General features: G+C 61.3%; 24 protein-coding genes. 16 read left to right on the top strand and 8 right to left on the bottom strand.

Annotated features, from left to right (window positions below; genetic code table 11):
• Window positions 1-26: 26 nt before the first annotated feature.
• The 10 genes from KVG87_RS04905 to KVG87_RS04950 all read left to right on the top strand — a co-directional run bounded on the left by KVG87_RS04905 (window position 27) and on the right by KVG87_RS04950 (window position 7,420).
• Complete coding sequence (locus KVG87_RS04905) at window positions 27-713, top strand: YggS family pyridoxal phosphate-dependent enzyme (RefSeq protein WP_071172225.1); 687 nt, start codon at window positions 27-29, stop codon at window positions 711-713.
• A gap of 23 nt (window positions 714-736) precedes the next feature.
• Window positions 737-1,555: a pyrroline-5-carboxylate reductase gene (proC, locus tag KVG87_RS04910; protein ID WP_076564434.1), complete on the top strand. Its 819-nt coding sequence runs from the start codon at window positions 737-739 to the stop codon at window positions 1,553-1,555.
• 11 nt (window positions 1,556-1,566) lie between these two features.
• Window positions 1,567-2,157: a YggT family protein gene (locus KVG87_RS04915; protein WP_016772729.1), complete on the top strand. Its 591-nt coding sequence runs from the start codon at window positions 1,567-1,569 to the stop codon at window positions 2,155-2,157.
• Window positions 2,158-2,362: 205 nt separating this feature from the next.
• A complete protein-coding gene (gene metX, locus KVG87_RS04920) occupies window positions 2,363-3,502 on the top strand; it encodes a homoserine O-succinyltransferase MetX (RefSeq protein WP_217849582.1) in 1,140 nt (379 codons plus the stop codon).
• A 7-nt stretch (window positions 3,503-3,509) separates the two neighbouring features.
• Window positions 3,510-4,130, top strand: coding sequence for a methionine biosynthesis protein MetW (gene metW / locus KVG87_RS04925; RefSeq protein ID WP_024014659.1), 621 nt, complete (start codon window positions 3,510-3,512; stop codon window positions 4,128-4,130).
• A 26-nt stretch (window positions 4,131-4,156) separates the two neighbouring features.
• Complete coding sequence (locus tag KVG87_RS04930) at window positions 4,157-4,591, top strand: DUF4426 domain-containing protein (RefSeq protein ID WP_122706769.1); 435 nt, start codon at window positions 4,157-4,159, stop codon at window positions 4,589-4,591.
• The gene (gene rdgB / locus KVG87_RS04935) at window positions 4,588-5,184 is read left to right on the top strand and encodes an RdgB/HAM1 family non-canonical purine NTP pyrophosphatase (protein WP_217849584.1); all 597 of its coding nucleotides are present in this window, start codon (window positions 4,588-4,590) and stop codon (window positions 5,182-5,184) included. Before KVG87_RS04930 ends, rdgB begins: the two co-directional genes overlap by 4 nt.
• Window positions 5,181-6,386, top strand: a complete 1,206-nt coding sequence (gene hemW / locus KVG87_RS04940) for a radical SAM family heme chaperone HemW (RefSeq protein WP_225930775.1) — start codon at window positions 5,181-5,183, stop codon at window positions 6,384-6,386. The genes rdgB and hemW overlap by 4 nt, the downstream gene beginning before the upstream one ends.
• 22 nt (window positions 6,387-6,408) lie before the next feature.
• Window positions 6,409-6,732, top strand: coding sequence for a DUF3392 domain-containing protein (locus KVG87_RS04945; protein WP_008083808.1), 324 nt, complete (start codon window positions 6,409-6,411; stop codon window positions 6,730-6,732).
• 139 nt (window positions 6,733-6,871) lie between these two features.
• Window positions 6,872-7,420, top strand: a complete 549-nt coding sequence (locus tag KVG87_RS04950) for an RNA 2'-phosphotransferase (RefSeq protein WP_073471033.1) — start codon at window positions 6,872-6,874, stop codon at window positions 7,418-7,420.
• Between the two features lie 129 nt (window positions 7,421-7,549).
• Here the strand turns inward: KVG87_RS04950 and trmB are convergent, their stop codons facing one another.
• The 4 genes from trmB to KVG87_RS04970 all read right to left on the bottom strand — a co-directional run bounded on the left by trmB (window position 7,550) and on the right by KVG87_RS04970 (window position 9,792).
• Window positions 7,550-8,275 carry a tRNA (guanosine(46)-N7)-methyltransferase TrmB gene (gene trmB, locus KVG87_RS04955; RefSeq protein ID WP_024014663.1) on the bottom strand — a complete coding sequence of 242 codons (726 nt, stop codon included), beginning with the start codon at window positions 8,273-8,275 and terminating at the stop codon, window positions 7,550-7,552.
• Window positions 8,276-8,284: 9 nt separating this feature from the next.
• A complete protein-coding gene (locus tag KVG87_RS04960) occupies window positions 8,285-9,079 on the bottom strand; it encodes a thiazole synthase (RefSeq protein WP_007964131.1) in 795 nt (264 codons plus the stop codon).
• A 60-nt stretch (window positions 9,080-9,139) separates the two neighbouring features.
• On the bottom strand, window positions 9,140-9,340 hold the full coding sequence (gene thiS, locus KVG87_RS04965) for a sulfur carrier protein ThiS (RefSeq protein WP_160769632.1): 201 nt from the start codon (window positions 9,338-9,340) through the stop codon (window positions 9,140-9,142).
• Between the two features lie 71 nt (window positions 9,341-9,411).
• Window positions 9,412-9,792: a DUF423 domain-containing protein gene (locus KVG87_RS04970; protein ID WP_217849586.1), complete on the bottom strand. Its 381-nt coding sequence runs from the start codon at window positions 9,790-9,792 to the stop codon at window positions 9,412-9,414.
• Window positions 9,793-9,866: 74 nt separating this feature from the next.
• Between KVG87_RS04970 and mtgA the strand changes: the two genes are divergently transcribed.
• Window positions 9,867-10,589: a monofunctional biosynthetic peptidoglycan transglycosylase gene (mtgA, locus tag KVG87_RS04975; protein ID WP_217849589.1), complete on the top strand. Its 723-nt coding sequence runs from the start codon at window positions 9,867-9,869 to the stop codon at window positions 10,587-10,589.
• Between the two features lie 179 nt (window positions 10,590-10,768).
• On the opposite strand, the gene rpoH is transcribed toward mtgA, so the two are convergent.
• From rpoH to ftsY, 4 genes are all read right to left on the bottom strand, one after another.
• Window positions 10,769-11,623 carry an RNA polymerase sigma factor RpoH gene (gene rpoH, locus KVG87_RS04980; protein ID WP_016772717.1) on the bottom strand — a complete coding sequence of 285 codons (855 nt, stop codon included), beginning with the start codon at window positions 11,621-11,623 and terminating at the stop codon, window positions 10,769-10,771.
• Between the two features lie 115 nt (window positions 11,624-11,738).
• Window positions 11,739-12,764, bottom strand: coding sequence for a permease-like cell division protein FtsX (ftsX, locus tag KVG87_RS04985; RefSeq protein ID WP_016772716.1), 1,026 nt, complete (start codon window positions 12,762-12,764; stop codon window positions 11,739-11,741).
• Complete coding sequence (gene ftsE, locus KVG87_RS04990; RefSeq protein ID WP_016772715.1) at window positions 12,761-13,432, bottom strand: cell division ATP-binding protein FtsE; 672 nt, start codon at window positions 13,430-13,432, stop codon at window positions 12,761-12,763. Before ftsE ends, ftsX begins: the two co-directional genes overlap by 4 nt.
• Entirely contained in the window at window positions 13,429-14,913 is a 1,485-nt protein-coding gene (ftsY, locus tag KVG87_RS04995) for a signal recognition particle-docking protein FtsY (RefSeq protein ID WP_217849591.1), read from the bottom strand. Before ftsY ends, ftsE begins: the two co-directional genes overlap by 4 nt.
• A gap of 608 nt (window positions 14,914-15,521) precedes the next feature.
• On the opposite strand from ftsY, the gene KVG87_RS05000 reads away from it, so the two are divergent.
• The 5 genes from KVG87_RS05000 (at window position 15,522) to KVG87_RS05020 (ending at window position 21,880) form a co-directional block, all read left to right on the top strand.
• Window positions 15,522-16,877, top strand: a complete 1,356-nt coding sequence (locus KVG87_RS05000; protein WP_041476824.1) for a M16 family metallopeptidase — start codon at window positions 15,522-15,524, stop codon at window positions 16,875-16,877.
• Window positions 16,870-18,360: a M16 family metallopeptidase gene (locus KVG87_RS05005; protein WP_217849593.1), complete on the top strand. Its 1,491-nt coding sequence runs from the start codon at window positions 16,870-16,872 to the stop codon at window positions 18,358-18,360. The genes KVG87_RS05000 and KVG87_RS05005 overlap by 8 nt, the downstream gene beginning before the upstream one ends.
• Window positions 18,360-18,962 (top strand): 16S rRNA (guanine(966)-N(2))-methyltransferase RsmD, encoded by a 603-nt coding sequence (rsmD, locus tag KVG87_RS05010; RefSeq protein WP_212617362.1) that lies wholly within the window; start codon window positions 18,360-18,362, stop codon window positions 18,960-18,962. The genes KVG87_RS05005 and rsmD overlap by 1 nt, the downstream gene beginning before the upstream one ends.
• Before the next feature lie 108 nt (window positions 18,963-19,070).
• Window positions 19,071-20,411 carry a M16 family metallopeptidase gene (locus tag KVG87_RS05015; protein WP_217849595.1) on the top strand — a complete coding sequence of 447 codons (1,341 nt, stop codon included), beginning with the start codon at window positions 19,071-19,073 and terminating at the stop codon, window positions 20,409-20,411.
• Entirely contained in the window at window positions 20,408-21,880 is a 1,473-nt protein-coding gene (locus tag KVG87_RS05020) for a M16 family metallopeptidase (RefSeq protein WP_217849598.1), read from the top strand. Before KVG87_RS05015 ends, KVG87_RS05020 begins: the two co-directional genes overlap by 4 nt.
• Window positions 21,881-21,937 lie beyond the last annotated feature (57 nt).

The following is a 21,937-nucleotide window of genomic DNA, read 5'->3' on the forward strand; positions in this document are numbered from 1 at the left end:
AATCTACAGACCGCCGGCGCCTCTTGATGTCCACGATAGCAGACAACATCCTTCAGGTTAGTTCGCGCATCCAGGCAGCAGCGAAAGCTGCGCACCGCGACGAAAACAGCATCCATTTGCTCGCCGTGAGCAAGACCAAACCCGCCCAGGCCCTGCGTGAAGCCTATGCCGCCGGCCTGCGCGACTTCGGCGAGAACTACTTGCAGGAAGCCTTGGGCAAACAGCTGGAGCTGGCCGACCTGCCCTTGATCTGGCACTTCATCGGCCCCATTCAATCGAACAAGACTCGCGCGATTGCCGAGCATTTCGACTGGGTGCACTCCGTGGATCGTCTGAAAATTGCCCAACGCCTGTCCGAACAACGCCCGGCCGAACTGCCGCCCCTGAACATCTGCATTCAGGTCAATGTCAGTGGCGAAGCGAGCAAATCCGGTTGCACCCCGGCCGATCTGCCGGCGCTGGCCGAGGCCATCAGCGCCCTGCCCCGGCTGAAATTGCGCGGACTGATGGCGATTCCCGAGCCGACCGAAGAGCGCGCTGAACAGGACGCTGCCTTCGCCGCCGTGCAGACATTGCAGGCGAGCCTCGCTCTGCCGCTCGACACACTGTCCATGGGCATGAGCCACGATCTCGAGTCGGCCATCGCCCAAGGCGCTACCTGGGTGCGGATCGGTACCGCGCTGTTTGGCGCCAGAGATTATTCCCAGTCTTGAACGTTTCCAGATAAGGACCACACATGAGCAACACACGTATTGCGTTTATCGGTGCGGGCAACATGGCGGCCAGTCTGATTGGCGGCTTGCGCGCCAAAGGTCTGGAAGCGGCGCAGATCCGCGCCAGCGATCCGGGCGAAGACACCCGTGCCAAGGTCAGCGCCGAACACGGCATCGAAACCTTCGCTGACAACGCCCAGGCCATCGACGGCGTCGATGTCATCGTCCTGGCGGTCAAGCCACAGGCGATGAAAGCCGTGTGCGAGGCGATTCGCCCAAGCCTGAAGCCCAACCAACTGGTGGTGTCGATCGCCGCCGGCATTACCTGCGCGAGCATGACCGCGTGGCTCGGCGAACAGCCAATCGTGCGCTGCATGCCGAACACTCCGGCGCTGCTGCGTCAGGGTGTCAGCGGCCTGTACGCGACCAGCGAAGTGAGCACCGAGCAGCGCCAGCAAGCCGAAGAGCTGCTGTCCGCCGTCGGCATCGCCCTGTGGCTGGAAGAAGAACAGCAACTGGACGCGGTCACCGCAGTGTCCGGCTCCGGCCCGGCGTACTTCTTCCTGCTGATCGAAGCGATGACCGCCGCCGGCGTCAAACTTGGCCTGCCAAAAGAGATCGCTGAGCAACTGACCGTGCAGACCGCCTTGGGCGCCGCGCACATGGCGGTGTCCAGCGATGTCGATGCCGCCGAACTGCGTCGCCGCGTGACCTCGCCGAATGGCACCACGGAAGCTGCGATCAAATCATTCCAGGCTGGCGGCTTCGAAGCGCTGGTTGAAACCGCACTCGGCGCCGCCGCGCACCGCTCGGCCGAAATGGCCGAACAACTGGGCAAATAAAGGAGCCTTACATGATCGGATTGAACACCGCAGCGGTTTACGTGCTGCAAACCCTCGGCAGCCTGTACCTGCTGATCGTGCTGCTGCGCTTCGTCCTGCAACTGGTGCGGGCGAACTTCTACAACCCGCTGTGCCAGTTCGTGGTCAAGGCCACTCAGCCGCTGCTCAAGCCTTTGCGCCGGATCATCCCGAGCCTGTTCGGCCTCGACATGTCGTCGCTGGTGCTGGCGATTCTGGTGCAACTGCTGCTGATGGCGCTGACCCTGCTGCTGACCTACGGCACCACTGGCAACCCGCTGCAACTGGTGATCTGGTCGCTGATCGGCGTCACTGCACTGTTCCTGAAGATCTTCTTCTTCGCCCTGATCATCAGCGTGATCCTGTCGTGGGTCGCACCGGGCAGCCACAATCCGGGCGCTGAGCTGGTCAACCAGATCTGTGAACCGGCGCTGGCACCGTTCCGCCGCTTCCTGCCGAACCTCGGTGGCCTGGATCTGTCGCCGATCTTCGCTTTCCTTGCGCTGAAATTGATCGACATGCTGGTGATCAACAATCTGGCGGCGATGACGATGATGCCGGAGATTCTGCGTTTGCTGATGTAAGCCAGTGCGTTCGGTCTGACTGACCGAGTCGCCTTTTTCGCGAGCAGGCTCGCTCCCACATTGGAATGCATTTCAACTGTGGGAGCGAGCCTGCTCGCGAATGGCTGCACCTCGGTCCGAAGCGAAAACGCCGGACCTGATCGTTGCTTGCCGCTAACCCCCCCGGTCTTTAGACTTACGCCTCATTTCAACGAGAGCAGGGTCGATGCCAACTGCCTTTCCCGCCGATTCTGTTGGTCTGGTAACGCCGCAAACCGCGCATTTCAGCGAACCGCTGACGCTGGCCTGTGGGCGTTCGCTGGCCGCTTATGACCTGATTTATGAAACCTACGGCACGCTGAACGCCCAGGCGAGCAACGCCGTGCTGATCTGCCACGCGCTGTCCGGTCATCATCACGCCGCTGGTTATCACAGCGTCGATGACCGCAAGCCCGGTTGGTGGGACAGCTGCATCGGCCCCGGCAAGCCGATCGACACCAACAAGTTCTACGTGGTCAGTCTGAACAACCTCGGCGGCTGCAACGGTTCTACCGGCCCGAGCAGCGTCAACCCGGAAACCGGCAAGCCGTTCGGCGCCGACTTCCCGGTGCTCACCGTGGAAGACTGGGTGCACAGCCAGGCGCGCCTGGCTGACCTGCTCGGCATCGGCCAGTGGGCGGCAGTGATCGGCGGCAGCCTCGGCGGCATGCAGGCCCTGCAATGGACCATCACCTACCCGGATCGCGTGCGGCACTGCCTGGCGATCGCCTCGGCGCCTAAATTGTCGGCGCAGAACATCGCCTTCAACGAAGTCGCGCGTCAGGCGATCCTCACCGATCCGGAATTCCACGGCGGCTCGTTCCAGGAAGCCGGCGTGATCCCCAAGCGCGGGCTGATGCTGGCGCGCATGGTCGGGCACATCACCTATCTGTCCGACGACTCCATGGGTGAGAAATTCGGCCGTGGCCTGAAGAACGAAAAGCTCAACTACGACTTCCACAGTGTCGAGTTCCAGGTCGAAAGCTACCTGCGTTATCAGGGCGAAGAGTTCTCCGGGCGCTTCGACGCCAATACCTATCTGCTGATGACCAAGGCGCTGGATTACTTCGATCCGGCGGCGAACTTCGACGATGATCTGGCGAAAACCTTCGAAAACGCCACGGCCAAGTTCTGCGTGATGTCATTCACCACCGACTGGCGCTTCTCCCCTGCACGCTCGCGCGAGCTCGTGGATGCGTTGATGGCCGCGCGCAAGGACGTCAGCTATCTGGAAATCGATGCGCCGCAAGGCCACGACGCCTTCCTGATTCCGATCCCGCGTTACTTGCAGGCGTTCGGCAATTACATGAACCGCATTTCGTTGTGAGAAAGCCATGAGAGCTGATCTGGAAATCATCCAGGAATGGATCCCCGCCGGCAGCCGCGTCCTCGACCTGGGTTGCGGTGACGGCGAGCTGCTGACCTGGCTGCGCGACAACAAGAACGTCACCGGTTATGGCCTGGAAAACGACGCCGACAACATCGCCGAGTGCGTGGCCAAGGGCATCAACGTCATCGAGCAGGATCTGGACAAAGGCCTGGGCAATTTTGCCAGCAACAGTTTCGACATCGTCGTCATGACCCAGGCCCTGCAAGCGGTGCATTACCCGGACAAGATCCTCGACGAAATGCTCCGGGTCGGCCGGCAGTGCATCATCACCTTCCCCAATTTCGGCCACTGGCGCTGCCGCTGGTACCTGGCGAGCAAGGGCCGCATGCCGGTCTCGGAATTCCTGCCCTACACCTGGTACAACACGCCGAACATTCACTTCTGCACCTTCGAGGACTTCGAAGAGCTGTGCCGCGAACGTGACGCCAAGGTCATTGATCGGCTTGCCGTGGATCAACAGCACCGCCACGGGTGGGCCAGTAAGCTATGGCCTAATCTGTTAGGTGAAATCGGTATCTACCGCGTCAGCAGTCCGCAGTTGGCGGACCACCGAGTCGCGGTCTGAGCCTGGGCATTTGAAGGAGCACGAACATGAGTCGTCTAGCGTTGCTGTTACTCACCGCCTGCCTGAGCGCCAGCGCCATGGCGGCGGACGCCATCAAAGGTGAACGCAAGGAAACCTTCGGCGACATCACGGTGCACTACAACACGTTCAACTCGACGTTCCTGCAACCGGACATCGCCAAGGCTGCCGAGCTGATCCGCAGCAAGAATCAGGGCGTGATCAACGTCTCGGTGGTCAAGGACGGCAAACCGGTGATCGCCAGCGTCACCGGCACGATCAAGGATCTGACCAGCAACAGCGTGGCGCTGAAATTCCGCCAGGTCACCGAACAGGGCGCGATCTACTACATCGCCCAGTACCCGGTGCCGCAGCAGGAAACCCGCACCTTTGAAATCAAGGTGCAGAATGGCGACAAGATCAACACCATCAATTTCAACCAAGAACTCTTTCCCGGCGAATGATGAACATCAAGCAGCTCGTACTGGCCAGCCATAACGCCGGCAAACTCAAAGAACTCCAGGCCATGCTCGGCGACTCGGTGCAACTGCGCTCGATTGGCGAGTGGAGCAAGGTCGAGCCGGAAGAAACCGGCCTGTCGTTTGTCGAGAACGCGATCCTCAAGGCCCGCAATGCCGCGCGCATTTCCGGGCTGCCGGCACTGGCCGACGACTCCGGGCTGGCAGTGGATTTCCTTGGCGGTGCGCCGGGCATCTATTCGGCGCGTTATGCCGACGACCAGGGCGATGCGGCGAACAACGCCAAACTGCTCGATGCGCTGAAGGAAGTGCCGCAAGCAGAGCGCGGCGCGCAATTCGTTTGCGTATTGGCGCTGGTGCGTCACGCCGATGATCCGTTGCCGATTCTCTGCGAAGGCCTGTGGCACGGACGCATCCTCACCGCTGCCAGCGGCGAGCACGGCTTCGGTTATGACCCGCTGTTCTGGGTGCCGGAGCGCGACTGCTCCAGCGCCGAACTGAGCCCGGCCGACAAGAACCAGATCAGCCACCGCGCCCGTGCAATGGATCTGCTGCGCCAGCGTCTGGGCTTGAAATGACCACTGATTCTTGCGCGTCGTCGCTGATCATCGGCGGCGCCGCGTCCTCGCCTCGGGCACCGCTGCCAACCCTGCCGCCCCTGGCGCTGTACATCCACATTCCGTGGTGTGTGCGCAAATGCCCCTATTGCGATTTCAACTCGCACACCGCCAGCCCGGTGCTGCCGGAGCAGGAATACGTCGACGCGCTGCTGGCCGATCTCGATCAGGATCTGCATGCGGTGTATGGCCGTGAGCTGACCTCGATTTTCTTCGGTGGCGGGACGCCGAGCCTGTTCAGCGCCGAAGCCCTCGGGCGGTTGTTGAAGGGTGTCGAGCAGCGCATCCCGTTCGCCGCCGACATCGAAATCACCCTTGAGGCAAATCCGGGCACCTTCGAGCAGGAGAAGTTTGTCGCCTATCGCAAGCTGGGGATCAATCGGCTATCAATCGGTATCCAGAGCTTTCAGCAGGACAAGCTTGAGGCCCTTGGCCGCATCCACAACGGTGACGAAGCCGTGCGTGCGGCGGGCATGGCGCGGCAGGCCGGGTTCGATAACTTCAACCTCGACTTGATGCACGGTTTGCCCGATCAGTCGCTGGACGATGCCTTGAGCGATCTGCGCCAGGCCATTGCGCTGAAACCGACGCACATTTCCTGGTATCAACTGACGCTGGAGCCCAATACGGTGTTCTGGAATCAGCCGCCAGTGCTGCCGGAAGACGACACGCTGTGGGACATTCAGGAAGCCGGCCAGGCGCTGCTGGCCGAGCACGGATACGCGCAATACGAAGTGTCGGCTTATGCCCAGGCCGGGCGACCGGCGCGGCATAACCTCAATTACTGGAGTTTTGGCGACTTCATCGGCATCGGCGCCGGCGCCCATGGCAAGCTGAGTCACCCGGACGGGCGCATCGTGCGCACATGGAAAACCCGCCTGCCGAAGGACTATCTGAATCCCGCGAAGAGCTTTCAGGCTGGCGAGAAATCCCTGAGCAATGACGAGATGCCGTTCGAGTTCCTGATGAACGCCCTGCGCCTGACTGCCGGGGTCGAATCGCGCCTGTATCCGGAACGCACCGGCCTGTCGCTGGAGACCCTCGCCGAAGGCCGGCGCGAAGCCGAACAAAGCGGCCTGTTGCAGGTCGAACCGTCACGCCTGGCGGCGACCGAACGCGGCCAGCTGTTCCTCAACGACTTGCTGCAACAATTTCTGAACTGACTTCAGCTCAAAGGGAAAACGCATGGATTTGATACTCGACCTGCTGGCCACCGTCTCCCGCTGGAGCCGCAGCAATCTCTCGGAAATCGCTCTGGCGCTGGTCGGTTGCCTGCTGGTGCTGTTCGGCGCTGACTTCAAAGGCTGGGTCGAGCAACGCCTGGGCAGCATCGCCGGCGCCCTGCGCGTGCCCCTGATGGCCCTGCTCTGCCTGATCGGCAGCGGCGCCGCGCTGATCTACGCCACGCCATGGGTGATCAAAGGCCTGAGCCAGTTCAACAACTACAGCCTGGCGCCGGTGCTGCTGGTAGTGCTGGTGTTGATCGGTGTGGTTGCTGATCGCCGCTGACCCCGCAAACACTCCAAAACAAAATGTGGGAGCGAGCCTGCTCGCGAAGGCGTCTCGACATCCAACATCATCGTTGATCGTCAGACCGCTTTCGCGAGCAGGCTCGCTCCCACAGTTGATTGCAATGAAAGGGAAGTTCATGAGTAAAAAACTACTGGATGAGACGAGCAAATTTCTTAGCTTCGTGTTGCGTCACGAGCCTCAGGCGATTGGTCTTACGCTGGATTCGGATGGCTGGGCAAATATCGACGCACTGATCAGCGGCGCGGCGCGTGATGGCAGGCATTTAAGTCGTGAGCTGATTGAAAACGTCGTGACCAGCAGTGACAAGAAGCGTTTTACGATTTCCGCTGATGGCCACTGTATACGCGCTGTTCAAGGCCACTCGACGAAAAGCGTTGATCTGCAATTCGAGCAGAAACAGCCACCGCAAACGCTCTACCACGGAACAGCGACGCGTTTTCTCGACTCGATCCACGAACAAGGCTTGATTCCAGGACAACGCCATCAGGTGCATCTGTCCGACGAGATCGCCACCGCGTCGGCCGTGGGTCAACGCTACGGAACGCCAGTCGTTCTGAAGGTTGCCGCGAAGCAGATGGAAGAACAGGGCTTCAAGTTCTATCAGGCCGAAAATGGCGTCTGGTTGACAGAGCAGGTGCCCGCTCGATTTCTTGCCCCCCTGTAATCTCCTCATACACAAAACAAATGTGGGAGCGAGCCTGCTCGCGAAGGCGTCATGACATCCAACATCATCGTTGATCGTCAGACCGCTTTCGCGGGCAGGCTCGCTCCCACAGTTTTTATTGCGTGATGCTTAAGCGATCTTTTCGAACTTCAGATCCCACACGCCATGGCCAAGGCGTTCGCCACGGCGCTCGAACTTGGTGATCGGGCGTTCGGCCGGGCGTGGGACGCATTTGCCGTCTTCGGCAAGGTTGCGGTAGCCGGGGGCGACGTTCATCACTTCCAGCATGTACTCGGCGTACGGTTCCCAGTCGGTGGCCATGTGCAGAATGCCGCCGACTTTCAACTTGCTGCGCACCAGTTCGGCGAACGAGGCCTGGACGATGCGTCGCTTGTGGTGGCGGCTCTTGTGCCACGGATCCGGGAAAAACAGCATCAGGCGATCGAGGCTGTTGTCGGCGATGCAGCGGTTGAGCACTTCGATCGCGTCGCAATCGTAGACCCGCAGGTTGGTCAGCCCTTGGGTCAGCACGCCATTGAGCAGCGCGCCGACACCCGGACGGTGTACTTCAACACCGATGAAATCCTGCTCTGGAGCAGCAGCGGCCATTTCCAGCAGCGAGTGGCCCATGCCGAAACCGATTTCCAGCGAGCGCGGCGCCGAGCGGCCGAACACCTGGTCGTAATCGACCGGCGCATCGGCCAGCGGCAGCACGTACAGCGGCGCGCCCTGGTCCAGGCCGCGTTGCTGGCCTTCGGTCATGCGCCCGGCGCGCATCACGAAGCTCTTGATGCGGCGGTGTTGGCGCTCGTCGCCTTCGTCCGGCTGGACAGGCGTGTCGTTCGATTCAGTCATCAATGGCTCTTACTTGATCAGACCATCCAGCGGCGAAGAGGCGCTGGCATAGAGTTTTTTCGGCATGCGGCCGGCGAGGTACGCCAGGCGACCGGCGACGATGGCGTGCTGCATGGCTTGCGCCATCATGACCGGTTGCTGGGCGTGGGCGATGGCCGAGTTCATCAGTACGGCGTCGCAACCCAGCTCCATCGCGATGGTCGCGTCGGAAGCGGTACCGACACCGGCATCCACCAGCACCGGGATCTTGGCTTCTTCGAGGATGATCTGCAGGTTGTACGGATTGCAGATACCCAGACCGGAGCCGATCAGACCGGCCAGCGGCATGACGGCGATGCAGCCGATTTCCGCCAGTTGCCGGGCGATGATCGGGTCATCGCTGGTGTAGACCATCACGTCGAAGCCTTCTTTGACCAGGGTTTCGGCGGCCTTGAGGGTTTCGATCACGTTGGGGAACAGGGTCTTCTGGTCGGCCAGCACTTCCAGCTTCACCAGATTGTGGCCATCGAGCAGCTCACGCGCCAGGCGGCAGGTGCGCACGGCTTCGATGGCGTCGTAGCAACCGGCGGTGTTCGGCAGAAAGGTGTAGCGATCTGGCGACAGCACTTCGAGCAGGTTCGGCTCGCCTTCGATCTGGCCCAGATTGGTGCGGCGCACGGCGAAGGTGACGATCTCGGCACCCGAGGCTTCGATGGCCTGGCGGGTTTCTTCCATGTCACGGTACTTGCCGGTACCGACCAGCAAACGCGACTGGTAAGTACGACCGGCCAGCACAAAAGGCTTGTCGCTACGAACGATGCTCATGGGGAATCCTCTTTAGGGGTGAGGGTCTTGCAGAATTCTGTGCCCTCGCGGGCCGGGCGATCAGCCGCCGCCGATGGCGTGCACCACTTCGACGTTGTCGCCGTCGTTCAACGTGGTATCTGCGTGCTGGCTGCGCGGGACGATGTCCAGATTGAGCTCGACCGCCACGCGACGTCCGGTCAGATCCAGACGGGTGATCAGGCCCGCAACGGTTTCACCGTCGGGCAATTCAAAGGACTCGCCGTTCAACTGAATGCGCATGCACAACGCCGCCATCATTTTTAGGGGCTGGCATTCTAGCCCGATCATGACCTAAAGGTCAGTACCAAGCGTCAAGCGGTTAGCTGCAAGCGCCAGGCAGCGAGGCCGAGGCAAACCCAACCGATGAGAAACGCGAGGCCACCAAACGGGGTGATGATGCCGAGCTTGCTGATGCCGGTCATGGTCAGCAGATACAGGCTGCCGGAGAACAACACAATGCCGACGGTGAAGGACACGCCGGCCCAAGTGACCAGCCGCCCCTGAATCTGCGTGGCCAGCAGCGCAACGCCGAATAGCGCGAGAGTGTGCACCAGTTGGTAGGTGACGCCCGTGTGGAAAATCGTCAGGTATTCCGGCGTCAGACGGTTTTTCAGGCCGTGGGCGGCAAACGCGCCCAGCGCGACACCGGTGAATCCGAAAAAAGCGGCCAGCATCAAAAAGCCACGCAGCATGGGGAACTCCAGTCAGACGCCATCGGCAGGGTCTGTATAATGGCCCGCTCCACGGGTTCGGCCAAGCCATCTCTATGCTGCGTTCAATTTTCCGTCGTCTCACGAAGGCCCTGCTCTGGTTCGCCGGCGGCAGTGTCTTGCTGGTGCTGGTGTTCCGCTTCGTGCCACCGCCGGGTACGGCGTTGATGGTCGAGCGCAAGGTCGAATCCTGGGTCGACGGCGAGCCGATTGACCTGCAGCGCACCTGGAAACCGTGGAATGAGATCTCCGATGACCTGAAAGTGGCGGTAATTGCTGGCGAAGACCAGAAATTCCCCGAGCACTGGGGCTTCGATCTGCGCGCGATTCAGGCCGCCCTCGCCCACAACGAGCTGGGCGGCTCGATTCGCGGCGCCAGCACCTTGAGCCAACAGGTGTCGAAAAACCTCTTTCTGTGGTCGGGCCGCAGTTATCTGCGCAAAGGCCTGGAGGCGTGGTTTACCGCGCTGATCGAGGTGTTCTGGCCCAAGCAGCGGATTCTTGAGGTGTATCTGAACAGCGTCGAGTGGGATGACGGCGTGTTTGGCGCTGAAGCGGCGGCGCGGCATCACTTTGGCGTGAGTGCAAAATCGTTGTCGCGCCAGCAGGCGAGTTATCTGGCTGCCGTACTGCCCAATCCTCGGGTGTGGAGCGCGAGTCATCCGACCGGTTATGTATCGCGACGGGCCGGGTGGATTCGGCAGCAGATGAGTCAGTTGGGCGGCGACAGTTATTTGCTCGGGCTGAATGATTCGCGGCGGACGCCTTGGGCTGAATAACACCGAAATTCCAATGTGGGAGCGAGCCTGCTCGCGAAAGCGGTGTGTCAGCGTGCATTGATGGCACTGATAAACCGCTTTCGCGAGCAGGCTCGCTCCCACAAGGATTTGTGTTGAAACAGAAATGAAAACGCCCCGATCATCGCTGATCGGGGCGTTTTTTATTGCTGATGCGCCGGTTACGCGGCGATCGACAATTTGAGCTTGTTCATCGCGCTCTTTTCGAGCTGACGGATTCGCTCGGCCGACACGTTGTACTTCTGCGCCAGGTCGTGCAGTGTGGCTTTCTCTTCTGCCAGCCAGCGCTGGTAGAGGATGTCGCGGCTACGCTCGTCCAGCACTTCCAGTGCTTCGTGCAGGTTGGTGTTCGAGTTGTCGCTCCAGTCGGCATCTTCCAGTTGACGGGCCGGGTCGTACCGGTGGTCTTCCAGATAGTTGGCCGGCGACTGGAAAGCGCTGTCGTCGTCGGCTTCAGCAGCCGGGTCGAAGGCCATGTCGTGGCCGGTCAGGCGGCTTTCCATCTCGCGCACTTCACGTGGTTCGACGCCAAGGCTTTCCGCCACACGGTGGACTTCCTCGTTGTTCAGCCACGCCAGACGCTTCTTCTGGCTGCGCAGGTTGAAGAACAGCTTGCGCTGGGCCTTGGTGGTCGCGACTTTCACAATGCGCCAGTTGCGCAGGATGAACTCGTGAATTTCCGCCTTGATCCAGTGCACGGCGAACGACACAAGACGCACGCCCATTTCCGGGTTGAAGCGCTTGACGGCCTTCATCAGGCCGACGTTACCTTCCTGGATCAGGTCAGCCTGAGCCAGACCGTAGCCGGAATAGCTACGGGCAATGTGTACGACAAAACGCAGGTGGGCGAGCACCATCTGCCGAGCCGCCCCCAAATCCTGCTCATAGTAGAGACTCTCGGCCAGTTCACGCTCCTGCTCCGGCGTCAGCAATGGAATGCTGTTGACGGTGTGCACATAGGCTTCCAGGTTCGCACCCGGAACCAGCGCATACGCAGGTTGCAAAGAATTGGTCATACGAAAAAACCTCCCACTCACATACTCGTGCCTCTCGGCACTGCGAAAAATTGACCGGGAACTCAGGTACAAGTTCCCATAAAAACCGCAAGGTCAATCACGCGCAAAAAAGATTCTACTTCGGCGCCAGCTCCCTGAGATGACGTGCGACTGCAATCCATGCACCGATATAACCCAACAGCACCGCGCCAAGCAAGAGCGACAGACCGTCGGCCACTGGCACACCGGCCAGGGCGAAATCACTGCCGTACAAGCCGGCCAGTCCGACCACCGCATCGTTCAGCCAGTTCAGGCCGAACGCCAATACGCCCCAGGACAACAGCCCTGCACCGAAGCCATACAACGCGCCCATATACAGGAAAGGACGACGCACATAACTGTCAGTGCCGCCGACGAGTTTAATCACTTCTATCTCGGTGCGGCGGTTTTCAATATGAAGACGAATGGTATTGCCTATCACCAAAAGTAATGCAGACACCAACAACACCGTCAGACCGAAGACAAAGCGGTCGCCAAGCTTGAGGATGGCGGCCAGACGCTCGACCCAGACTAGATCAAGTTGCGCCTGTTGTACCTTCGGCAGCTCGGAAAGTTTTTGTCTTAATGCTTCGAGTGTCGGCTTGTCGACTTCGTTCGGTGTCACCAGCACCACACCCGGCAAAGGGTTGTCAGGCAGCTCACGCAGGGCCTCGCCCAGGCCGGACTGCTGCTGGAATTCTTCCAGCGCCTGATCGCGGCCGACATATTCGGCATCAGCGACGCCCGGCATGCCTTTGATCTGCTCACGCAGCGCTTCGCCTTGTTCCGGGCTGGCGTCGAGTTGCAGGTACAGTGAAATCTGCGCCGCGCGCTGCCAGGAACCGCCGAGACGTTCGACGTTATTGAGCAACAGCGACAGCCCCATCGGCAGACTCAACGCCACAGCCATCACCATGCAGGTGAAGAAGCTGCCGATCGGCTGTTTGCCGAGACGGCGCAGACTGTCGAGAAGGCTGGCGCGATGGCTTTCGATCCAGGCGCGAAACAGCGTGGCGAAGTCCGGGCCGTCGTCATCGTCGTGCTTTTTCTTTTTCTGCGGTTGCGGATCGGCGGCTTTCGGGGCCACGCGCTCGGAAACCTTCGGACTGCGTGTCGCACTCATACCCCGGCCTCCCCGTCGCCGATCAAGCGGCCGCGTTGCAGGGTCAGCATGCGATGACGCATGCGCGCGATCAGTGCCAGGTCGTGACTGGCGATCAGCACGCTGGTGCCCAAACGGTTGATGTCTTCGAACACGCCCATGATCTCCGCCGCCAGACGCGGGTCGAGGTTACCGGTCGGTTCGTCCGCCAGCAGCAAGGCCGGGCGATGGACGATGGCGCGGGCAATGCCGACGCGCTGTTGCTGACCGGTGGACAGGTCGCCCGGGTACAGATCGGATTTGTCCGACAGCGCCACGCGCTCCAGCGCCGAATCGACGCGCTTGGCGATCTCGACCTTGGACAGGCCGAGGATCTGCAGCGGCAAGGCGACGTTGTTGAACACCGTGCGATCGAACAGCAACTGGTGATTCTGGAACACCACGCCGATCTGTCGGCGCAGGAATGGAATCTGCGCGTTGCTGATGGTGCTCAGGTCTTGCCCGGCGAGCAGCAATTTGCCGCTGGTCGGCCGTTCCATTGCCAGCAACAGGCGCAACAGCGTGGATTTACCGGCACCGGAGTGGCCGGTGACAAACAAGAACTCGCCACGACGGACTCGAAAGCTCAGCTCATGCAAGCCGACGTGACCGTTCGGGTAGCGTTTACCGACCTGTTCGAAACGAATCATGAACGCTCCCGCTCGGCAAACAGTGCCTGGACAAAGGGTTCGGCTTCAAAGGTGCGCAAATCGTCGATGCCTTCACCGACGCCGATGTAGCGGATCGGCAGGCCGAACTGCTTGGCCAGGGCGAAAATCACCCCGCCCTTGGCGGTGCCGTCGAGCTTGGTCAGGGCCAGACCGGTCAGTTCGACGGTCTGGTTGAATTGCTTGGCCTGGTTGATCGCGTTCTGGCCAGTGCCGGCGTCGAGCACCAACAGCACTTCATGCGGCGCGTCGGCGTCGAGCTTGCCGATCACCCGGCGAACCTTTTTCAGCTCTTCCATCAGGTTGTCTTTGGTGTGCAGGCGACCGGCGGTGTCAGCGATCAGCACATCGATGCCACGGGCCTTGGCCGCTTGCACGGCGTCGAAGATCACCGAAGCGGAATCGGCGCCGGTGTGCTGGGCGATCACCGGAATCTTGTTGCGCTCGCCCCAGACCTGCAATTGCTCTACCGCCGCAGCACGGAAGGTGTCACCAGCGGCCAGCATGACTTTCTTGCCTTCCAGTTGCAGCTTCTTCGCCAGTTTGCCGATGGTGGTGGTTTTGCCGGCGCCGTTGACGCCGACCACCAGAATCACGAACGGCTTGTTCTGCGAGGCGATTTTCAGTGGCTGTTCAACCGGTTTGAGCATCGCTGCCAATTCGGCCTGCAGGGATTTGTACAGGGCGTCGGCGTCGGCCAGCTCTTTGCGGGCGACCTTCTGGGTCAGACGCTGGATGATCTGCGTGGTGGCTTCAACGCCGACGTCGGCGGTCAGCAGACGGGTTTCGAGGTCGTCGAGCAGGTCATCGTCGATGGTCTTGCGCCCGAGGAACAGGCTGGCCATGCCCTCGCCGATGCTGGCGCTGGTCTTTGACAGGCCTTGCTTGAGGCGGGCGAAGAAACCGGCTTTGGTTTCTTCGGTGCGCGGGGTTTCGACTGGCGTTTCTACAGGTGCTTCGACCGGTACGACCGGAGCGACAACTGGCGCAGCGGCAATCGGTGCGGGCTCAGGCTCGGACGGCGGAACAACCGGGGCGGCTGGTTCAGAAATGATCGGTGCTGGCTCGACAACCGGCTCAGGCACAGGCTGCGCAGCCACCTCGGCAACCGGCGCAGGAATCACTGGCGTCACATGCGGCGCTGCTTCTTCAACCAGCGCGACCGGCTCTTCTGCCACTGGCAAGGTCAGCCACGGCTCGGCGGCGGGCGTCAGCGGCAACTCGGCAGCGGCCGGCGTTTCGGGCTCGGCCTCAGCTTCCGGTTGCAGCACCGGCTCGGCGATCGGCAGCACAATCGGTGCCGGCTCTTCTTCTATTACAGGTGCTGGCGCGGGGGCCGGCTCAGGAATCGCGGGCGGCTGTTCGACGACGGGTTCCTGCGGTTTCTTCCGCAGCCATCCGAACAGGCTTTTCTTCTCGCCAGCCGCAGCTGGGCTCTTCTTGTCGTCGTTGGAACCAAACATGGAGGACGGCTATCTCACGGTAGCGACGCGCCAACAGGGCGCCCCGGCAAATAAATATTCGATGCAGAACAGACTGTGTTTCACCCAGCTTGTTCACGCGCAACATTTTGTCGAGGCACCGAAGGCACCTCAAGGATCGTATTAACGTTGATCTAAACCGGCAAAGATCGGCGAAAACGCGGAGTTTAGTGGGAAAAACACAGCTTTCCGCCGCAAACCTATACAGCCTTATCAAACCCTGAAGCCTGATAGGCGTGGCCGCCAGTAAAACGGATCAGTATCCTAGGGCGTGTCATTGATCATTACCAGTACCGCGTGGCCGCCTGAAAACGGGCCAGACAAGGCGCAGGCCGCAGGGAATGTGCTTTCCTTGCCAAGGACTGCAACGCAGTATGGCCCGTTTTCAGGCGCCACCCGGAGGGCCGGGCCTGATAGTGTGCAGGGCTGCGTTGCTCGGAGTTTATTTGGAACAACCAAACCACACTCCTCGCGCCTTGCCCTGCACGCTATCAGGCGCCGGCGCGGTACTGGTAATGATCAATGACACGCCCTACCTCTCGCCCGCCGACGCTAAGACCAAGCGGGCAGCCCAACAGGTTGAAAAACGAATGAATGCTCTTGCCCGCCGCGCTGCTGGCCTGCTGCTCAGCGCAGTCTGCCTGCCCCTTTCGGCCTTGGCGGCCGACCCGCAACCGACCCATGAATTCACCCTCGACAACGGCCTCAAGGTCGTCGTGCGCGAAGACCATCGTGCGCCGGTGGTCGTTTCGCAGATCTGGTACAAGGTCGGCTCCAGCTACGAAACCCCGGGCCAGACCGGTCTGTCCCACGCGCTCGAGCACATGATGTTCAAGGGCAGCGAAAAGGTCGGCCCCGGCGAAGCCTCGCTGATCCTGCGCGACCTTGGCGCCGAAGAGAACGCGTTCACCAGCGACGACTTCACGGCTTATTACCAGGTGCTGGCCCGCGATCGCCTCGGCGTGGCCTTCGAGCTTGAAGCCGACCGCATGGCCAACCTGCGCCTGCCGGCCGACGAGTTCGCCAAGGAAATCGAAGTCATCAAGGAAGAGCGCCGCCTGCGCACCGATGACAAGCCGATGTCCAAGGCTTACGAGCGCTACAAGGCCATGGCCTACCCGGCCAGCGGTTACCACACGCCGACCATCGGCTGGATGGCTGACCTCGACCGTATGAAAGTCGAGGAACTGCGCCACTGGTACCAATCCTGGTACGCGCCGAACAACGCCACGCTGGTGGTGGTCGGTGACGTCACTCCGGACGAAGTGAAAACCCTCGCCCAGCGCTACTTCGGCCCGGTCGCCAAACGCGACGTGCCACCGGCGAAAAAACCGCTGGAACTGGCCGAGCCCGGCGAACGCCAGATCACCCTGCGCGTGCAGACCCAACTGCCGAGCCTGATGCTTGGCTTCAACGTGCCGAGCATTGCTACCGCTGAAGACAAACGCTCGGTCAACGCCTTGCGCTTGATCTCGGCGCTGCTCGACGGCGGCTACAGCGGGCGCATCCCGACGCAGCTGGAACGCGGCGAAGAGCTGGTCTCCGGCGGCTCGTCGGACTATGACGCCTACACCCGTGGTGACAGCCTGTTCACCCTGTCGGCGACGCCAAATACGCAGAAGAAAAAGACCATCGCCCAGGCCGAAGCCGGCTTGTGGAAACTGCTTGAGCAACTGAAAACCACCGCGCCGTCTGCCGAAGAGCTGGAACGCGTCCGCGCTCAAGTCATCGCCGGCCTGGTCTACGAGCGTGACTCGATCACCAGCCAGGCCACCGCGATCGGTCAACTGGAAACGGTCGGCCTGTCGTGGAAGCTGATGGACACCGAACTGGCCGATCTGGAGAGCGTGACCCCGCAAGACATCCAGAACGCCGCTAAAAAGTATTTCACCCGCGAACGTCTCAGCGTCGCCCACGTCCTGCCTTTGGAGACGACTCATGAGTGAGCGCAAAACCCCACGCCTGATGCTGCTTGGCCTGATTGCTGTCGCGGTGATCGGCTCCGCAGCGGTTTATTTGTCGCCAAGCGCTGACAGCAAGGCCAGCGAAGCACTGGATAACGCCAAGTCCAGCCAGAAACTGCAATCGCTGGCCGAACTCGACGGCAAGGCCCCGGCCAGCCGCAAGCTCGATGTGCAGACCTGGAACACCGCTGAAGGCGCCAAAGTGCTGTTCGTCGAAGCGCATGAGCTGCCGATGTTCGACATGCGCCTGATCTTCGCCGCTGGCAGCAGCCAGGACGGCAACGCGCCCGGCCTCGCGGTGCTGACCAACGCCATGCTCAACGAAGGCATCGCCGGCAAAGACGTCGGCGCCATCGCTCAAGGCTTTGAAGGTCTCGGCGCCGACTTCGGCAACGGTGCGTTCAAGGACATGGCGCTGGCCTCGCTGCGCAGCCTCAGCGCGCCCGAGCAGCGTGAACCGGCGTTGAAGCTGTTCGCCGACGTGGTCGGCAAACCGACCTTCCCCGCCGATTCCTTCGCGCGCATCAAGAACCAACTGCTCGCCGGTTTCGAATACCAGAAACAGAACCCCGGCAAACTCGCCAGCCTGGAGCTGATGAAGCGTCTGTATGGCGATCACCCGTACGCGCATTCCAGCGATGGCAATGCCCAAAGCGTGCCGAAGATCACCGTCGCGCAATTGCGCGAGTTCCATGCCAAGGCCTACGCCGCCGGCAATGCGGTGATTGCGCTGGTTGGTGATTTGTCGCGAGCCGAAGCCGAGGCGATCGCCAATCAGGTCTCCTCTGCCCTGCCGAAAGGCCCGGCACTGGCGAAAATCGCCGCACCGCAGGAACCGCAAGCCAGCGTCAACCACATCGAGTTTCCGTCGAAACAGACCAACCTGATGCTCGCGCAACTTGGCATCGATCGCGACGATCCGGATTACGCCGCGCTGTCGCTGGGCAACCAGATCCTCGGCGGCGGTGGTTTCGGTACGCGCCTGATGAGCGAAGTGCGCGAGAAGCGTGGCCTGACTTACGGTGTTTATTCGGCGTTCAGCCCGATGCAGGCCCGTGGTCCGTTCATGATCAATCTGCAGACCCGCGCCGAGATGAGCGAAGGCACCCTGAAACTGGTGCAGGACGTGCTCGCCGACTACCTGAAAACCGGGCCGACACAGAAAGAACTCGACGATGCCAAGCGCGAACTGGCCGGCAGCTTCCCGCTGTCCACCGCGAGCAACGCCGACATCGTTGGCCAATTGGGCGCGATGGGCTTCTATAATCTGCCACTGAGCTATCTCGACGATTTCATGCGGCAGTCGCAGAGCCTGACTGTGGAGCAAGTCCGCGATGCGCTGAACAAACACCTGAGCACGGAGAAAATGGTCATCGTCACCGCTGGCCCGACCGTGCCGCAAAAGCCGTTACCGGCCCCATCTGATAAACCTGCCGAGCAACCGCTCGGGGTTCCGGAGCATTAATGGCAACTCGAGCACCGAAAAAACCTGTGCAAAACGTGCATAACGGCGTGAACCAGCTGCGCATCATTGGCGGCCAGTGGCGCAGCCGCAAGCTGAGCTTTCCCGACGCACCGGGCCTGCGCCCGACCCCGGATCGCGTGCGTGAAACCCTGTTCAACTGGCTCGCGCCCTATGTCGAAGGGGCGAAAGTGCTCGACCCGTTCGCTGGCAGCGGCGCGCTGTTTCTCGAAGCGCTGTCCCGAGGCGCGGCTACGGCCCAGGCGCTGGACGCCAGCAACGTTGCGGTTTCCAGCCTGAAAGAGCACCTCGGCACCCTGCGTTGCAGCAACGGCCAGGTGCAAACTGCCGATGCGCTGCGCTACCTGGAAACCCAGACCGCGACGCCGTTTGATCTGGTGTTCCTCGACCCGCCGTTCAACCAGAACCTGTTGCCAGCGGTTTGTACTTTGCTGGAAGAGCGCCAATGGCTCGCGGCCGATTCATGGATCTACACGGAAAGCGAAACAGCGCCATCGACGCTGGGCCTGCCGGGCAACTGGCGCCTGCACCGCGAACAGAAATCCGGTCGTGTGTATTACGCGTTGTGGCAGCGCAGCGCCTGAAGCATCCACACTGCGCTTTAGCGTGCGGTAGATAGTTACCGCACCCAGTGCCTCGCAGTCCGCCACAGTGGTTGCCGCAATCTGCGTTAACCACTGAGGATTTCGCGTATGGATACGCTCTGCAGCCGGATGCTGCTTTTTCTTGGCCTCGCGCCGTTCATGACGCTGGCCGCCACGCCCCCGCCGACTCATCAATTCACCCTGGAAAACGGTTTGCGGGTACTGGTGCGCGAGGATCACCGTGCGCCGCTGGTCACTTCGCATTTGTGGTTCAAGGTCGGCTCGGCAGACGAGGCGCCGGGGCAAGCCGGGCTATCGCACGTTCTTGAACACATGCTCTACAAAGGCAGCCGCAAGACCTGCGCCGGTGAGGCTTCGCGTCTTTTGGAGTCCCTGGGTGCCGAAGAAAATGCCTTCACCACCGAGGACGTCACCGGCTACTACCAGACCTTGTCGCCGCGCTATCTGGGCGTGGTTTTCGAGCTGATGGCCGACCTGATGACGACTGCCGATTTGCACGTCGACGACCTGGAAACCGAACTGGCAGTCATCCGCGAAGAGCGCCAGCTGCGCATCGACGACGATGTCGACGCCGCTGTGCTGGAACACTTCACCAGCCAGGCGCATGTCGCCAACAGCTATCGCACGCCAGTCATCGGCTGGATGCACGACCTGCAGCACGTGGACGCCAAGGAACTTCGCCATTGGTATCAAAGCCGTTATGCGCCGGGCAACGCCGTACTGGTGATCGTCGGCGATGTCACGCTCGCACACGTGCAGCCGCTGGCCGAGCGCTATTTTGGCGCGCTCGCAAATCGTCCCGTGCCGCGCCTGTTACGGCCCGTGGAGCTGAAAGTGCCGGGCGAGCGCAAACTGACCTTGCAGCGCAATGTCCCAGCAGAGCGGTTGCTGATGGCTTTCAATCTGCCCGGACTGGCCACGGCCAAAGACCTGCACACCGTGCACGCCCTGCGCCTGATCAACGCGATACTCGGCGGCGCACATGGCGCGCGCCTGCAAAAGAAACTGATTTTCACCGACCGCGTTCTCAATCGTGTCGACACTCACTACGACGAACGGACGCGCGGCGACAGCCTGCTGCTGTTGACTGCCGAGCTGGCCGATCCGCCGCTGACCGATCTTGAAGGTGCGCAAGCGCGGGTGTGGGAGCAGATCGAAACGTTGCGCACCACACCACCGTCGCCGGAAGAGCTCGAGCGGGCACGCACGCAACTGATTGCGCAGCAGGTGTATGCCCGCGATTCGATTCAGGAACAGGCGCGTCAGCTGGCCAGGTTCCAGGCCATCGGCTTGCCTTGGCGAATACTCGATGAAGATGCCGCTGCATTGGCGAAAGTGACGCCGCAACAGATCCGCGAAGTGGCCGCCACCTGGCTGATACCCGAGCGTCTCAGCGTTGCCCACGTGCGCAAGGTGGACGTCCGATGAGCAGGTTCTCAAGGCGCACGGGGTTGGTCCTGATGTGGCTGTCGGCTGCGGCGGCTTGCGCTGATGGTCAGCCTGAACAAGCGCGGACATCGCGCCTGCAATCGCTCAGCGAAGTCCAGGCGCTGGAAATCAAGCCGCGCGCATTGCAGATCAGGGGCTGGAAAACCCTGACCGGCACCAAGGTGCTGTTCGTGCGCACGAGCGATCTGCCGATGTTCGATATTCACGTCAGCTTCGCCGCAGGCAGCGCCCGCGACGGTAGCCTGCCGGGCCTGGCTGCCACGACCTTTTCCATGCTCAATGAAGGTATCCCCGGCAAGGATTTGTCCGCCATCGTCGAAACCTTCGACGGGCTCGGCGCGCAATGGGAAATGGACATCGATCACGACCGCGCCGTGTTCTCCCTGCGCAGCCTCAGCGATCCGGCCAAGCGCCTACCGGCGATGGATCTGTTGACGCGAATATTCAGCGAACCATCGCTCAGCGCCCAGCGCCTGCCGCCAGTGAAAGACGAACTGCGCGCCGCGCTCATCGCAGAGCAAGGCGATGCCGCGGGTCTGGCCTCGCAGAGCATCAAGGCACTGCTTGCGCCGGACAGCCCGTACAGCCTTCCGGTCTATGGCACGCAATGGGGCCTCAATGCCGTGACCCGGGCCGCCGTGGAGGACTTCCATCGCCGCTATTACGCTGCCCGACATGCGCAAATCACCCTGGTCGGCGACCTCACTCTGGACCAGGCACAAGCGATCAGCCTGCAGATCAGCAATGCCCTGCCCAAGCCTCCTGACGCGCTGGTGTCTTCAGCAATGGCAACGCCCGGAAACGTCCAGTCCAGTCACCTGGAACTGAATCAACTGCAGACCCACATTGCCTTTGCCCAAATCAGCGTGCCGCGACGACATGCCGATCACCCCGCCTTGTACGCCGCCAGTCAGATTCTCGCCGGAGGCAGCAACAGTCGGTTGATGAATGAACTGCGGCACAAGCGCGGACAGGTTTATGACGTGTATGGCGCGAGCGTCAATTGGGCTGGTGGCGCCGGGTTGCTGACCGTCACCTTGCAGACCAGTAGCTCCATGAGCGACAGCGCCGTCGCTTTGGTGCGCTCGATGCTCAATGATTTTCTTCGGCAAGGGCCGACCGCCCCGGAACTCGAGCACCTCAAGCGCAGGCTGGCCAACAGAAATGTGCTCACCAGCGCCAGCAACCGGCACATTCTGGCCAGACTCGTGGAGATCAACCGCTACGACTTGCCGCTCGATCTGGATTACACAATGCAACAAGTGCAGAAGCTGACGGTGGACGACATCAAACTCGCTATGAACCGTCACTTGTCTGTTGATCGCTGGGTGTCGGTTACGGTCGGCCCCAGTGTCGAGCAACAGCCACTGCCCGGACCGGAGGTTGCGCCGATCGGTCAGGCTGAAGAGGACATGTGTCGCGCCGACCCGGGCTTTGTGGCAAGTTAGGCGCTTTCGTTGAGAAGCGACAGCCCGCCCTGTGCACCGGTCGCTTTACGCAAGACC

The organism is Pseudomonas siliginis, assembly GCF_019145195.1.
Classification (GTDB): Bacteria; Pseudomonadota; Gammaproteobacteria; order Pseudomonadales; family Pseudomonadaceae; genus Aquipseudomonas; species Aquipseudomonas siliginis.